Source organism: Streptomyces pinistramenti (assembly GCF_020564935.1).
GTDB classification, from domain to species: Bacteria; Actinomycetota; Actinomycetes; order Streptomycetales; family Streptomycetaceae; genus Streptomyces; species Streptomyces pinistramenti.
The window spans coordinates 145548-159243 of record NZ_JAJCXB010000004.1; the positions used below are offsets into that span (position 1 = coordinate 145548).

Here is a 13696-nt window from a genome sequence, read left to right on the forward strand (position 1 = left end):
GGGACGGGATCATGGATACGGCCGTGATTTCGCGCGCGGTGGCGCCGCGCGCGTACGGTGTGGCGCGGCTCGGTGGCGGTACGCCACAGTGGTCCCGTACGTGATCTTTTGAGAGGGGCTGTACCGATGGCACAGGAAGTGCGCGGCGTCATTGCGCCGGGGAAGAACGAGCCGGTCCGGCTGGAGACGATCCTGGTGCCCGACCCGGGCCCCGGCGAGGCCGTGGTGGCGATCCAGGCGTGCGGGGTGTGCCACACCGACCTGCACTACAAGCAGGGCGGCATCAACGACGAGTTCCCCTTCCTGCTCGGCCACGAGGCCGCGGGTGTGGTGGAGTCGGTCGGCGCCGGCGTCACGGACGTCGCGCCGGGAGACTTCGTCGTCCTCAACTGGCGCGCGGTGTGCGGGCAGTGCCGGGCGTGTCTGCGCGGCCGCCCGCAGTACTGCTTCGACACCCACAACGCCAAGCAGAAGATGACGCTGAAGGACGGCACGGAGCTGAGCCCGGCCCTCGGCATCGGCGCGTTCGCCGACAAGACGCTGGTCGCCGCCGGACAGTGCACCAAGGTCGACCCGGAGGTCTCGCCCGCCGTCGCCGGACTGCTGGGCTGCGGCGTGATGGCCGGCATCGGCGCCGCCATCAACACCGGCAACGTCGGCCGCGGCGACAGCGTGGCGGTGATCGGCTGCGGCGGCGTCGGTGACGCGGCCGTGGTCGGCGCCCGGCTGGCCGGCGCCGCGAAGATCATCGCGGTGGACGTCGACGACCGGAAGCTGGCGACCGCCCGCTCCATGGGCGCCACCCACACCGTCAACTCCCGCACCACCGACCCCGTCGAGGCCATCCGGGAGCTGACCGGAGGCTTCGGCGCGGACGTCGTCATCGAGGCGGTCGGCCGCCCCGAGACGTACCAGCAGGCGTTCTACGCCCGCGACCTGGCCGGCACCGTCGTCCTGGTCGGCGTCCCCACCCCCGACATGACCCTGGAACTCCCCCTCCTGGACGTCTTCGGCCGCGGCGGCGCACTCAAGTCCTCCTGGTACGGCGACTGCCTGCCGTCCCGCGACTTCCCGATGCTCGTCGACCTGCACCAGCAGGGCCGCATCGACCTCGGCGCGTTCGTCACCGAGACCATCGGCATCGAAGACGTGGAGCAGGCATTCGAGCGGATGCACGCGGGCGACGTCCTGCGCTCGGTGGTGACGCTCTGATGACGGCCCGCATCGACCACCTCGTCACCTCCGGCACCTTCTCGCTCGACGGCGGCACCTGGGACGTCGACAACAACGTCTGGATCGTCGGCGACGACGACGAAGCGCTCGTCATCGACGCCGCCCACGACGCCGACGCCATCCTCGAAGCCCTCGGCGGCCGCACCCTGCGTGCGATCATCTGCACCCACGCGCACAACGACCACATCGACGCGGCCCCCGCCCTCGCGGCCCGTACGGGTGCCCTGATCCACCTGCACCCGGACGACCTGCCGCTGTGGAAGCAGACCCACCCCGGCACCCCGCCGGACCGCGAACTGGCCGACGGGCAGGTCCTGACCCTCGCGGGCGTGGACCTGACGGTGCTGCACACACCGGGCCACGCGCCCGGCGGAGTCTGCCTGCACGCGCCCGCCCTGGACACGGTCTTCACCGGCGACACCCTCTTCCAGGGCGGCCCCGGCGCCACCGGCAGGTCCTTCTCGGACTTCCCGACCCTCGTCGGCTCGATCCGCGACCGGCTGCTGTCCCTGCCCCCGCACACCGTCGTCCGCACCGGGCACGGCGACCCCACCACCATCGGCGACGAGGCTCCGCACCTGGAGGAATGGATCAAGCGGGGCCACTGACCCGACCGGGGTCCGTACGCAGGCGCCTACGCCTCCTTGGCCGCCCGCTCCAGAATGCGGGCGGCCACCGCCGGGGAGTCCACCAGCGGATGCAGCGCCAGCGCGCGCAGCGCCGCGCCCCTGTCCTTGAACATCGCCGCCTCGACCGCCGCCCGCTCCACCGCCTTGAGCTGGAGCATCAGCCCCAACTGGTCCGCGCGCAGCGGCGCGCAGGGCAGCGGCCGCGGCCCGTTTGCACCCACCTCGCACACCGTCTCCACGATCGCGTCGGGCGCCAGCTGCGGCACCGTCGTGCGATTGCGGACGTTGAGGATCAGCCGGGTGCTGCCGCCGTCCACCAGGGCCCGCATCAGCGCGAGCGCCACCCGGTCGTAGCCACCGCCCTCCAGATCACAGCTGTCCCGCTGCCAACCGCCGCTCGCCTTGCGGCTGTCGGCCAGATACGTCTCCTCGCGCTCCAGCCGGGTCCGCTCCCACAGCGCATACGCGTCCCCGGGGCCGCCGGCCGCCGCCCGCTCGAAGAAGCCGCCCTGCTGCTGGTCGAGGAACTCGCCCCGGGTCTCGCTCGCCCCGCGCACCGACGCCAGGGTCTCCCGGCGGAAGTAGTAGTAGTGCAGGTACTCGTTGGGCAGGGCCCCCAGGACGCGCAGCCAGTCCGCGCCGAACAGCCGCCCCTCCTCGAAGGACCCCAGCGCCGCCGCGTCCCCCAGCAGCCCCGGCAGCAGCTCCCGCCCGTCGACCGCCAACGACCGCAGCCAGCCGAGGTGGTTGAGGCCGACGTAGTCGTACGTCACCCGGCCCGGCGTGCCGAACGCCGACGGGTCCGCCCCCGCGGCGCGGGCCGCCCGGTGCACCAGGCCCACCGGCGAATCGCAGATCCCCACCACCCGGTCGCCCAGCACCTGCGCCATCGCCTCGGTCACCATGCCCGCCGGGTTGGTGAAGTTGATGACCCAGGCCCGCGGCGCCAGGGCCGCGACCCGCTCCGCGATGTGCAGCGCCACCGGGATCGTCCGCAGCCCGTAGAGCACCCCGCCCGCGCCCACCGTCTCCTGCCCGAGCACGCCCTCGTCCAGCGGGATCCGCTCGTCACGCACCCGCCCCGCGGTGCCGCCCACCCGGATCGCGGAGAAGACGAAATCGGCCCCGGTCAGCGCGTCGTCCAGGCCGTCCGCGAGCCGGACCCGTACCGGCGCCCGATGCCCTTCGGCCTGCCGCGCCAGCACCTCGGCGATGACCGAGAGCCGCCGCGGATCGGTGTCGTACAGCGTCAGCTCGGATACGGAGTGTTCCGGGTCGTCCAGCAGCGCGCGGTGCACCAGCGGCACCCGGAAACCGCCGCCGCCGAGAATCGTGAGCCTCATGGGGCGGAACGTACCTCAGCATCAGGCAGACTGGCGGCACCTGCCGGGACGAGAGGGGCGAGCACGGTGATCGGTGGCCGACGAGAAGACCAGCAGCCCACGCGGCCGGGAGCCGCGGCGGCGGCACTCGACCCGCTGGCCGCGCTGAGAGCCCCAGGCGACCCGGCCACCGACGTCTATCTCACCGGTACGGTCTTCCTCGACATCATCTTCACCGGCCTGGACTCCGCACCGGTACGCGGCACCGAATCCTGGGCCCGCGGCATGGGCTCCAGCCCCGGCGGCGTCGCCAACATGGCCACCGCCCTGGCCCGGCTGGGACTGCGCACCTCGCTGGCCGCCGCGTTCGGCGACGACATGTACGGCGAATACTGCTGGGACGCGCTCGACCGGGGCGAAGGCATCGACCTCACCCTGTCCCGCACGGTCCCCGGCTGGCACTCCCCGGTCACCGTCTCCATGGCCTACGAGGGCGAACGCACGATGGTCTCGCACGGCCACGAGGCGCCGCAGCCCGAGAACGTCTTCGACGGCGGCCACGCCCCTGGCTGCCCGCCCGCATCCCGCGCCTGCGTCGCCTCGCTGGTGCCCGGCAGGCGGGAGGGCTGGCTGGCCTGCGCCGCCGCCCGCGGCAGCCGCATCTTCGCCGACGTCGGCTGGGACGACAGCGGCCGCTGGGATCCCGCCGACCTCGAAGGCATCGAACACTGCGAGGCGTTCCTGCCCAACGCCGAGGAAGCGATGCGCTACACCCGCACGTCCGACCCGCGCGCCGCCGCCCGCAAGCTCGCCGAGCGGGTGCCGCTCGCCGTGGTCACCATGGGTTCCGAGGGCGCCTGCGCCGTCGACGGACGCACCGGCGAGAGCGCCGAGGTGCCCGCCATCGCCGTCGAGGCGCTGGATCCGACCGGCGCCGGTGACGTGTTCGTCGCGGGCTTCGTCACCGGCACCCTCGCCGAGTGGCCGCTCACCGACCGGCTGGCCTTCGCCGGGCTGACCGCCGCCCTGTCCGTGCAGGAATTCGGCGGCTCGCTCTCCGCGCCGGGCTGGGCGGAGATCGCCGCCTGGTGGCAGCAGGTGCGCCGCTGCACCGCGGGCGCACCGGCCGGCCTGCGCCGCCAGTACGCCTTCCTGGACGCGGTGCTGCCCGCGGCAGACCGCTGCTCCCCGCTGGCCCGCGCCGTCCCGACCATCGGTTTCCGCAGGCCGGCCTGAACGCGGGGCGCCCGGGGCCGGTTTCGTCCTGCGGGCCGGAAAAACTTTCGGGGTTGTCGGTGCACCGTCGTACTCTGGAGATCCAAGGAGTCGAGCCGCAGGCACCTCTTAGCAGCAAAGGACGGGGGTTGAGCAGGCCACAGCGCCGGCCCATGACTCAGACACCCAGCCAACCGCAGGCGAGCGCCCAGTTCACCGTCCCGGCCAAGCACCCCATGGTGACGGTCCTGGGATCGGGAGACTCGCTTCTGCGCGTGATCGAGAAAGCGTTCCCCGCGACGGACATCCATGTCCGGGGCAATGACGTCAGCGCTGTCGGCGACGCCCGGGAAGTCGCCCTCGTCCAGCGCCTGTTCGACGAGATGATGCTGGTGCTCCGCACCGGACAACCGATGACGGAGGACGCCGTGGAACGCTCCATCGCGATGCTGCGCGCGGCGGAGAACGGCGAGGGCACCGAAGGCGAGACACCGGCCGAGGTCCTCACCCAGAACATCCTCTCCAACCGCGGCCGCACCATCCGCCCCAAGACCCTCAACCAGAAGCGCTACGTCGACGCCATCGACCAGCACACCATCGTCTTCGGCATCGGCCCCGCGGGCACCGGCAAGACCTACCTCGCGATGGCCAAGGCGGTCCAGGCACTCCAGGCCAAGCAGGTCAACCGCATCATCCTGACCCGCCCCGCCGTCGAGGCGGGCGAACGCCTGGGCTTCCTGCCCGGCACCCTCTACGAAAAGATCGACCCGTACCTGCGCCCCCTCTACGACGCCCTGCACGACATGCTCGACCCGGATTCGATTCCGCGCCTGATGGCGGCGGGCACGATCGAGGTCGCGCCGCTGGCTTATATGCGGGGCCGCACCTTGAATGACGCCTTCATCATTCTCGACGAGGCGCAGAACACCAGCCGCGAGCAGATGAAGATGTTCCTCACCCGCCTCGGCTTCGATTCGAAGATCGTCATCACGGGCGACATCACCCAGATCGACCTTCCCGGAGGCGGCGGCAAGAGCGGCCTGCGGCAGGTCCAGGAGATCCTGGAGAACGTCGACGACGTGCATTTCTCCCGCCTCACCAGCCAGGACGTCGTACGGCACAAACTGGTGGGCCGTATCGTCGACGCATACGAGAAGTACGACAGCCGCAACAGCGGCTAGCCCCAGGGCCGGTCCGGCCCGCGGACGAGAAGCGAGAAGTCAGCCCCCTCATGTCGATCGACGTCAACAACGAGTCCGGAACGGACATCGACGAGCAGGCCGTCCTGGACGTCGCCCGCTACGCCATCGCCCGGATGCGTATCCACCCGCTCTCCGAGCTGTCCGTGATCGTCGTGGACGCCGAGGCCATGGAGCAGCTCCACATCCAGTGGATGGACCTCCCGGGCCCGACCGATGTCATGTCCTTCCCGATGGACGAACTCCGTCCGCCGGCCAAGGACGACGAGGAGCCCCCGCAGGGGCTCCTCGGTGACATCGTGCTCTGCCCCGAGGTCGCCAAGCAGCAGGGCGAAGCGGCCCCGACCGGGCACTCCATGGACGAGGAACTCCAACTCCTCACCGTCCACGGCCTGCTGCACCTCCTCGGGTACGACCACGAAGAGCCGGACGAGAAGGCGGAGATGTTCGGCCTCCAGGCGGCCATCATCGACGGCTGGCGCGCCGAACGGGGCCTGGAAGGCCCGTCCCCGGCCCCCACCCTGACGTGACCGGACGCCGCGCATGACCACCCAACTGATCGCGGTAGCGGTACTGCTCGTCGTGATCGCCTGGCTCGCCGCCTGCGCGGAGGCCGGCCTGGCCCGCACCACCAGCTTCCGCGCCGATGAAGCGGTCCGCTCCGGCCGCCGCGGCAGCGCCAAGCTCGCCGCCGTCGCCGCCGACCCCACCCGCTACCTGAACGTCGCCCTGCTGGTGCGCGTCGGCTGCGAGATGGCGGCCGGCGTCCTGGTCACGTACGCCTGCCTCCGCTCGTTCGAGGCGACGTGGCAGGCGCTGACGGTCGCCATCGGCGTGATGGTGCTCGTCTCGTACGTCGCGGTCGGCGTCTCGCCGCGCACCATCGGCCGCCAGCACCCGCTGAACACCGCCACCGCCGCCGCGTACGTCCTGCTGCCGCTGGCCCGGATCATGGGCCCGGTCCCGCAGCTGCTGATCCTCCTCGGCAATGCCCTCACCCCCGGCAAGGGCTTCCGCAAGGGCCCGTTCGCCTCCGAGGCGGAGCTGCGGTCGCTGGTCGACCTCGCCGAGAAGGAGTCGCTGATCGAGGACGAGGAGCGCCGGATGGTGCACTCCGTCTTCCAGCTCGGCGACACCCTCGTGCGCGAGGTGATGGTGCCGCGTACGGACCTGGTGGCCGTCGAGCGGTACAAGACCATCCGCCAGGCGCTGACCCTCGCGCTGCGCTCCGGCTTCTCGCGGATCCCGGTGACCGGCGAGAACGAGGACGACATCGTCGGCGTGGTCTACCTCAAGGACCTCGCCCGCAAGGTGCACGTCAGCCGGGACGCCGAGACCGAGCTGGTCTCCTCCGCGATGCGCCAGGCGGTCTTCGTGCCGGACACCAAGAACGCCGGTGACCTGCTGCGCGAGATGCAGCAGGACCGCAACCACGTCGCCGTGGTCATCGACGAGTACGGCGGCACGGCGGGCATCGTCACCATCGAGGACATCCTGGAGGAGATCGTCGGCGAGATCACCGACGAGTACGACAGGGAGCTGCCGCCGGTCGAGGAGCTGGGCGACGGCCGCTACCGTGTCACCGCCCGCCTGGACATCGGCGACCTCGGCGAGCTGTACGGCCTGGCCGAGCTGGACGACGAGGACGTCGAGACGGTCGGCGGGCTGCTCGCCAAGCTGCTGGGCCGGGTGCCGATCGCCGGGGCGACGGCCGAGGTCGACCTCTCCGACGACAGGTACGACCCGGACCTGACCGCGCTGCGGCTGACCGCCGAGTCGCCGGCCGGCCGCCGCAACAAGATCATGACCGTGCTGTGCGAGCCGGTCCGTGCCACCGCGGGGGCGGGCCCCGGCGCGGGCGGCGGGACATCGGCCGGCTGAACCGGCACGGCCGGGGGAGCACGGCGGCCGCGGGCCTGGGGCCGTGCGCCTGTGCCAAGCTGACGGCGGCGGAAGGCGCGCAAGGGGAGTGCGAGCGGGGGGAGTTCGATGGCAGGCACCGAAGGAGCGGGCGCGGCCGGCCCGGCGCCGGAGGCCCGCCCGCAGGGGCTGTGGGACCTGCGTGCCACGGACACCGTCCCGGCCGCCCTCAGCTATCCGCCGGGCGCCGTCGTCGTGGCCTCCGGGCTGCCGGGCAGCGGGAAGAGCACGGTGCTGCACCGCTGGTCGGCAGCGGCAGCGGCAGCGGCGGCGGTGATCGACCCGCGCACGGTCCACGTCGCCTGCGAGGCGGTGATGCCGGACTGGCTGCCGTACGCCGTCTACCGGCCCTGGGCGCGCGCCAGGCTCCTGCTGTGGCTGCGCGCCGGGCTGGGCCGGGACCGGCCGCTGCTGGTGCACGACTGCGGCAGCCGGCCGTGGCTGCGGCGCCTGCTGGCGCGCAGTGCCGCGCGGCGGGGCCGGAGCCTGCATCTCGTGGTGCTGGACGTCGGGCCGGCCGTCGCTCTGTCGGGCCAGCGGGCCCGCGACCGCTGGGTCCGCCGCCGGGTCTTCGCCCGGCACTGCCGCGGCCTCGGCCGGCTGCTGGGCACCCTGCCGCGGCCCGGCGCCCCGGCCGCCGCCGCGCTCCCCGCCGCGCTCGCCGGCGTGGCCTCGGTGGTGCTGCTCGACGAGGCGTCGCGCGCGAAGGTGCGGGCCGTGCGGTTCACGGCCGCTGCGGGGCAGCTCCCGGAGCCGGGCGTCGGCGCCGCGGCCGCGTCCTCCGTACTGCCGCCGGAGCCGTCCCGGGACGCTGTGCCGCCGTCGCCGGATTCGGTGCGCATCGCCGGGCCGCCGCGTCCGTGACCCGCGGTCGGCACGGTCCTTCGTGCCGCGCCCCGCGGGGCCGTGCCGGCGCCGCCCCGCATATGCTCGGCCGTATGAGTGAAGCCGCTGCACTGGACCCGGAAGACCGCAAGATCATCACGCTCGCGCGCTCGGCGCGGGCCCGCAACGGCGTGCCCGAGGGCGCCGCCGTGCGCGACGAGACCGGACGCACCTACGTCGCCGGCACCGTGGCCCTGGACTCGCTGCGGCTCAGCGCGCTGCAGACGGCCGTGGCGATGGCCGTGGCCAGCGGCGCGCAGTCCCTGGAGGCCGCCGCGGTGGTCACCGAGGCCGACGACGCGGCTGATGCCGACCGCGCGGCGGTACGTGATCTCGGCGGCCCCGGCACGCCGGTCCTGGTCGCGGGCCCCGACGGCACCCTGCGCGGCAGCAGCCCGGCGGGCGGCCGGCAGCTCTGAGCGACGGCCGGGCGGCCGCCGCCGACCGGTCTCCCGCACCGGCCGATCCGGCCGCCCGCCGGTACGCGTACGACCATGCCCCGGCGCCCGTACGGCGGCCGTCCCGGCGACCGGGCGTACGCCGGTGGTCGGAGCGGCCCCGGGGATCGGGGACAATGGGCGCCATGAGCGCTCGTACAGACTCCTCAGCCCCGCACCGCGCCGGCTTCGCCTGCTTCGTCGGCCGCCCCAACGCGGGCAAGTCCACCCTCACGAACGCTCTGGTCGGCACGAAGGTGGCCATCACCTCCAACCGGCCGCAGACCACCCGCCACACCGTCCGCGGCATCGTGCACCGGCCCGAGGCGCAGCTCGTCCTCGTCGACACCCCGGGCCTGCACAAGCCGCGCACCCTGCTCGGCGAGCGGCTCAACGACGTGGTGCGCACCACCTGGGCCGAGGTCGACGTCATCGGCTTCTGCCTGCCCGCCGACCAGAAGCTCGGCCCCGGCGACCGCTACATCGCCGCCGAACTGGCCGGCATCAAGAAGACCCCGAAGGTCGCCGTCGTCACCAAGACCGACCTGGTCGACTCCAAGGCGCTGGCCGAACAGCTGCTGGCCATCGACAGGCTCGGCCAGGACCTGGGCATCGAGTGGGCCGAGATCATCCCGGTCTCCGCCGTCGGCGACAAGCAGGTCGGCCTGCTCGCCGACCTGCTCGTGCCGCTGCTGCCGGAGAGCCCGCCGCTCTACCCGGAGGGCGACCTCACCGACGAGCCCGAGCAGGTCATGGTCGCCGAGCTGATCCGCGAGGCCGCCCTGGAAGGCGTACGCGACGAGCTGCCGCACTCCATCGCCGTGGTCGTCGAGGAGATGATCCCGCGCGGCGACCGGCCCGCCGACAAGCCGCTCCTCGACATCCACGCCAACGTCTACATCGAGCGCCCGAGCCAGAAGGGCATCATCATCGGCCCGAAGGGCAAGCGCCTCAAGGAAGTCGGCACCAAGTCGCGCAAGCACATCGAGGCGCTGCTCGGGACGCCGGTCTTCCTCGACCTGCACGTCAAGGTCGCCAAGGACTGGCAGCGCGACCCGAAGCAGCTGCGCAAGCTGGGCTTCTAGGGCGACCCGTCGGACACGCCCCGGGCCGGCTCGTCCAGGGCGGGGCCGCCCGTCCGTCGGAGGACGGGCCACGCGGCCCGTACCGGTCCTGGCCGTACGTAGGAGGACGGCCGGAGCCGGCCCGTCACCGTCAGGAAGGCGACGAAGGCGGCCAGCACGATCCAGCCGGGCCAGCCGTTGATCCCCATGTGCAGGGGGTCGAGCGTGGCGGCGGGATCGGCGAACTCCTTGACCATCACCACGCTCACCGAGCTGATGAACGCATGGCCGATGACGGCGGGCACGACCGAGCCCGAGCGCAGCCGCAGCCAGGTGAAGACCGGCAGGATGAGGACGCAGCTCACCAGCATCGCGGGCACCGACACGTACCAGGGGCGTCCCGGGTACTGGCCGCCCATCAGCAGCGTGGGCAGGTGCCACAGGGCGAAGGCCGTGCCGGTGACCAGGTACGCCCCCACCAGGCCGAGGCGGCCGCCGTCCCGTGCCAGGCGGGGGAAGAGGTAGCCCTGCCAGCCCAGTTCCTCACCGAAGAACAGCGGAAGCGACAGCAGCATCTGGCCCGCCGCCGCGGCCGCCCACGCACCGAGCCCGCTCCAGTGCACGCCGCCGAAGGGGTAGCTGCCCGCGAGGGTGCCGATGGTGAGGGCGGCGACGGTGAGTCCGGCGGGCACCGCGAAGGCCGCCAGGCAGGCGCTTACGGCACGGCCCCAGGGCCGGGGCCACCGCAGGGCGAGCGTTTCCCGTACCCGTCCGCTGCGCTCGGCCCAGCGGACGGCGACGAGCGCGGCGAGGGCGGGGGCGAGCATCGCGGCCGAGATGCAGGTCTGCTCCAGCGCCCCGGTGTCCTGCCGGGCGTCGCCCCGCTGGAAGCCGCCGGCCAGGAGCGGCGACATGGCCAGCCACATGCCGGCGTAGGCCAGGCCGAGGTAGAGAAGCAGGCTGCGGCGCCGGCGGGCGGTCGGTAAGGGCTCGGTGGAGAGGATCATGCCGGGACGCTACGGCGCGGGTGGACGGCGCAGAATCCGGCTGGTCCCCCCTCCGGTGTAGGGGCTTCCCCACCGGCCGGGCTTCCCCACCGGCCGGCCATCCGGCCGACCGCCCGCGCCCGGACCGCCCGTCCCCGCCTCACGCCACCCCGCGGATCCGCCGGACCAGCAGCGCACCCAGCAGGCCGGTCGCGGCCGCGACGAGATACAGCGCGCGGTAGCCGCCGAGGTGGGCGACGATCGGGGCGGCCAGCGCCGGGGCCGCCACCTGCGGCAGCGAGTTGGCGATATTGAGGACGCCGAGGTCCTTGCCGCGGTGCGCGGCGGCCGGCAGCACGTCCGTCATCAGTGCGAAGTCGACGGACGTGAACACGCCGAAGCCGACGCCCAGCAGCGCGGCGGCGGCCAGCGCGCCGGGCCAGGTCTGCCAGCAGGCCAGCAGCACGGCGGCGACCGCCATGATCACGCCGGACCACAGCACGAACGGCAGCCGCCGCCCGACCCGGTCCGACCAGAAGCCGCCCGCGACGACCGTGCCCAGCAGCGTCACGCCGTTGACCGCCGTCAGGATCAGCACGCCGCCCTGCGGATCGGGCCGGTGCAGCGCGTCCCGCAGGAAGTACAGGAGATACAGCAGGGCCAGCGCGTTGCCGAGGTTGATCAGGAAGCGGGTCAGCCAGGCCCAGCCGAGGTCCGGGTGGCGGCGTGGGTCGAACCCGAAGCCGGCGAGGAAGGACCGCCAGGTGAACGGCGGCCGGGCGCCCGCGGGCAGCACGAGGTCCCGGTGCAGCAGCAGATACGGCAGTGTGGCCAGGACGGTGAACGCGGCGCAGGCCAGGTAGCCGGCCGCGAGCCCGCCGGCCGACGTCGCAAGACCGGTCCCGGCCAGCACGCCCAGGATCTGCGCCGCGCCCAGCCAGCCGCCCACCGCACCCCGCTGCCGCCGCGGCACCCGGTCCGGCACGGCCGCGGTCACCGCGGCGAACGCGGCGTTCAGCGCCAGCTGCACCAGGCACCAGCCGGCCGCCATCGCCGGCACCGTCCGCGCCCCGGCCAGCAGCGCCAGCGCCGCCGCCCCGCCCAGCACCCCGGCGGCGATCCACGGCGTACGCCGCCCGTACCGCGAGGTCGTACGGTCCGACAGCGCGCCGAACAGCGGATTGGCGACCAGCGAGACCACGGCGCCGGCGCCCGTCACCCAGGCCAGGACCGCTTCCTTGGACGTGCCGGGCGGCGCCAGCTCGGCGGCCTGCAGGGCGAGCAGGATCTGCAGCGGGCCGTACCAGCCGACCCAGATCGCGCCGTTCGCCAGCGACAGCGCGGCCGTCCAGCCGCCGCCCACCGGTTCGGCCGGCTCCGCGAGCGCCCCGGCGTCCGCGGCCGGGGCGGTCATCCCCGCGCCTGGTCCCGGAGCGCGTCGCGCAGCCAGCGGAAGGACGCCTTCGGGGTCCGTGCCAGCGTCGCGTAGTCGATGTGCACCAGACCGAAGCGGCGCGCGTAGCCCTCCGCCCACTCGAAGTTGTCCATCAACGACCAGACGAAATAGCCGCGTACGTCGACGCCGGCCGCCATCGCCTCGTGCAGCGCCCGCAGATGTCCGTCGAGGAACGCGATCCGCTCGTGGTCGTCGAGCCCGTTGTACGCGCAGCCGTTCTCCGTGATCATCACAGGCGGCAGGCTCGCGCCGTACCGTTCGCGGAAGGTCAGCAGCAGCTCGGTCAGGGCCTCGGGGACCACCGGCCAGCCGAAGTCCGTCCGCGGGTAGCCCTCGATCTCCCGTGGCGCGAACGGGAGTTCCGACGGAATCCGGACCCCGCCGAAGTCCGTGGGGCCGCCGCTGCCGCCCGGCTCCGGGGCGCCGACCACCGTCGGCTGGTAGTAGTTGATCCCGTACCAGTCCAGCGGCTGGGAGATGACCTTCAGGTCCTCGGCCACCGGCCCCGGCAGCATCGCCGCCAGGCCCTCGTCCGGGTAGCGGCCGAGCAGCAGCGGCTCCGCGAACAGCCGGTTGAGCAGCAGATCGTAGAGATCGGCCGCCGCGGCATCCGCCTCCTCGTCGGAGGCCCGCCAGGTCGGCCCGTGCGAGTTGGCGATGCCGATGCTTTCGGCGCCCCGGGCACGCAGGGCCTGGACGGCGAGGCCGTGGCCCAGCAACTGGTGATGCGCCGCGGGCAACGCGTCGAAGACCAGCTGCCGGCCGGGTGCGTGCTGCCCGATGCCGTAGCCGAGCAGCGTCAGCTCGGCCGGTTCGTTGAGGGTGATCCACCGCCGCACGCGGTCCCCGAGCCGCGCCGCGACGGCATCCGCGTACGCCGCGAAGTGCTCGGCCGTCTCCCTTCGGAGCCACCCGCCGTGCTCCTCCAGCGCCTGCGGCGTGTCCCAGTGGAACAGCGTCGGCAGCGGCTCGACCCCGGCCGCCAGCAACGCGTCCACCAGCCGGTCGTAGAAGTCGAGCCCGGCCGCGTTGACCGCCCCGCTCCCGTCCGGCACCACCCGCGGCCACGCCACCGAGAACCGGTACGCCCCGACCCCCAGCTCCCGCAGCAGCCCCACGTCCTCCCGGTACCGGTGGTAGTGATCGACCGCCACCCCCGGATCCGACCCGTCCTTGATCCGCCCACCCTCCCCGGCAAACACATCCCACGCCGACCGCCCCCGCCCGCCCTCACCCACGGCCCCCTCGATCTGCTGCGCCGAAGTGGACACCCCCCAGAGGAAGTTGCGGGGGAAACGGGGGAGGGAGGACGGACGTGCCGATGTCGTATCCATGAGGCGGATCTTCTTA

13 protein-coding genes are annotated in these 13696 nt (G+C 73.3%); 9 read left to right on the forward strand and 4 right to left on the reverse strand.

From position 1 onward, the window contains the following. The first annotated feature begins 126 nt into the window (after positions 1-126). Together LIU39_RS05025 and LIU39_RS05030 are read left to right on the forward strand one after the other, a co-directional pair. Positions 127-1212, forward strand: coding sequence for an S-(hydroxymethyl)mycothiol dehydrogenase (locus LIU39_RS05025; RefSeq protein WP_227045027.1), 1086 nt, complete (start codon positions 127-129; stop codon positions 1210-1212). Then, the gene (locus tag LIU39_RS05030; protein WP_227045029.1) at positions 1212-1841 is read left to right on the forward strand and encodes an MBL fold metallo-hydrolase; all 630 of its coding nucleotides are present in this window, start codon (positions 1212-1214) and stop codon (positions 1839-1841) included. Before LIU39_RS05025 ends, LIU39_RS05030 begins: the two co-directional genes overlap by 1 nt. Positions 1842-1867: 26 nt before the next feature. Here the strand turns inward: LIU39_RS05030 and LIU39_RS05035 are convergent, their stop codons facing one another. Next, entirely contained in the window at positions 1868-3205 is a 1338-nt protein-coding gene (locus LIU39_RS05035; RefSeq protein ID WP_227045032.1) for a 6-phospho-beta-glucosidase, read from the reverse strand. Between the two features lie 66 nt (positions 3206-3271). Here LIU39_RS05035 and LIU39_RS05040 point away from each other — a divergent pair, with 66 nt between their 5' ends. The 7 genes from LIU39_RS05040 to era all read left to right on the forward strand — a co-directional run bounded on the left by LIU39_RS05040 (position 3272) and on the right by era (position 9925). Further along, positions 3272-4420: a carbohydrate kinase family protein gene (locus LIU39_RS05040; protein WP_227045035.1), complete on the forward strand. Its 1149-nt coding sequence runs from the start codon at positions 3272-3274 to the stop codon at positions 4418-4420. A gap of 152 nt (positions 4421-4572) precedes the next feature. Next, positions 4573-5580 (forward strand): PhoH family protein, encoded by a 1008-nt coding sequence (locus LIU39_RS05045; protein WP_227045037.1) that lies wholly within the window; start codon positions 4573-4575, stop codon positions 5578-5580. 50 nt (positions 5581-5630) lie between these two features. Beyond that, positions 5631-6128: an rRNA maturation RNase YbeY gene (gene ybeY, locus LIU39_RS05050; protein ID WP_227045039.1), complete on the forward strand. Its 498-nt coding sequence runs from the start codon at positions 5631-5633 to the stop codon at positions 6126-6128. 13 nt (positions 6129-6141) lie between these two features. Further along, complete coding sequence (locus LIU39_RS05055; protein WP_227045041.1) at positions 6142-7479, forward strand: hemolysin family protein; 1338 nt, start codon at positions 6142-6144, stop codon at positions 7477-7479. 108 nt (positions 7480-7587) lie between these two features. Continuing rightward, positions 7588-8382, forward strand: coding sequence for an AAA family ATPase (locus LIU39_RS05060; protein ID WP_227045043.1), 795 nt, complete (start codon positions 7588-7590; stop codon positions 8380-8382). A gap of 62 nt (positions 8383-8444) precedes the next feature. Then, positions 8445-8822 carry a cytidine deaminase-like protein gene (locus LIU39_RS05065; protein WP_227045045.1) on the forward strand — a complete coding sequence of 126 codons (378 nt, stop codon included), beginning with the start codon at positions 8445-8447 and terminating at the stop codon, positions 8820-8822. A 164-nt stretch (positions 8823-8986) separates the two neighbouring features. Next, on the forward strand, positions 8987-9925 hold the full coding sequence (gene era, locus LIU39_RS05070) for a GTPase Era (protein WP_227045049.1): 939 nt from the start codon (positions 8987-8989) through the stop codon (positions 9923-9925). On the opposite strand, the gene LIU39_RS05075 is transcribed toward era, so the two are convergent. From LIU39_RS05075 to LIU39_RS05085, 3 genes are all read right to left on the reverse strand, one after another. Beyond that, complete coding sequence (locus tag LIU39_RS05075) at positions 9922-10911, reverse strand: CPBP family intramembrane glutamic endopeptidase (RefSeq protein WP_227045050.1); 990 nt, start codon at positions 10909-10911, stop codon at positions 9922-9924. The genes era and LIU39_RS05075 overlap by 4 nt on opposite strands. Positions 10912-11050: 139 nt before the next feature. Next, positions 11051-12304 carry an MFS transporter gene (locus LIU39_RS05080; RefSeq protein WP_227045052.1) on the reverse strand — a complete coding sequence of 418 codons (1254 nt, stop codon included), beginning with the start codon at positions 12302-12304 and terminating at the stop codon, positions 11051-11053. Then, positions 12301-13680, reverse strand: a complete 1380-nt coding sequence (locus LIU39_RS05085; RefSeq protein ID WP_227045055.1) for a GH1 family beta-glucosidase — start codon at positions 13678-13680, stop codon at positions 12301-12303. The genes LIU39_RS05080 and LIU39_RS05085 overlap by 4 nt, the downstream gene beginning before the upstream one ends. Between the last annotated feature and the right edge of the window lie 16 nt (positions 13681-13696).

Coding starts and splice junctions, on each gene's coding strand:
- LIU39_RS05025 (WP_227045027.1), top strand. CDS start 127: ATGGCACAGGAAGTGCGCGGCGTCATTGCGCCGGGGAAGAACGAGCCG.
- LIU39_RS05030 (WP_227045029.1), top strand. CDS start 1,212: ATGACGGCCCGCATCGACCACCTCGTCACCTCCGGCACCTTCTCGCTC.
- LIU39_RS05035 (WP_227045032.1), bottom strand. CDS start 3,205: ATGAGGCTCACGATTCTCGGCGGCGGCGGTTTCCGGGTGCCGCTGGTG.
- LIU39_RS05045 (WP_227045037.1), top strand. CDS start 4,573: ATGACTCAGACACCCAGCCAACCGCAGGCGAGCGCCCAGTTCACCGTC.
- ybeY (WP_227045039.1), top strand. CDS start 5,631: ATGTCGATCGACGTCAACAACGAGTCCGGAACGGACATCGACGAGCAG.
- LIU39_RS05055 (WP_227045041.1), top strand. CDS start 6,142: ATGACCACCCAACTGATCGCGGTAGCGGTACTGCTCGTCGTGATCGCC.
- LIU39_RS05060 (WP_227045043.1), top strand. CDS start 7,588: ATGGCAGGCACCGAAGGAGCGGGCGCGGCCGGCCCGGCGCCGGAGGCC.
- LIU39_RS05065 (WP_227045045.1), top strand. CDS start 8,445: ATGCTCGGCCGTATGAGTGAAGCCGCTGCACTGGACCCGGAAGACCGC.
- era (WP_227045049.1), top strand. CDS start 8,987: ATGAGCGCTCGTACAGACTCCTCAGCCCCGCACCGCGCCGGCTTCGCC.
- LIU39_RS05075 (WP_227045050.1), bottom strand. CDS start 10,911: ATGATCCTCTCCACCGAGCCCTTACCGACCGCCCGCCGGCGCCGCAGC.
- LIU39_RS05080 (WP_227045052.1), bottom strand. CDS start 12,304: ATGACCGCCCCGGCCGCGGACGCCGGGGCGCTCGCGGAGCCGGCCGAA.
- LIU39_RS05085 (WP_227045055.1), bottom strand. CDS start 13,680: ATGGATACGACATCGGCACGTCCGTCCTCCCTCCCCCGTTTCCCCCGC.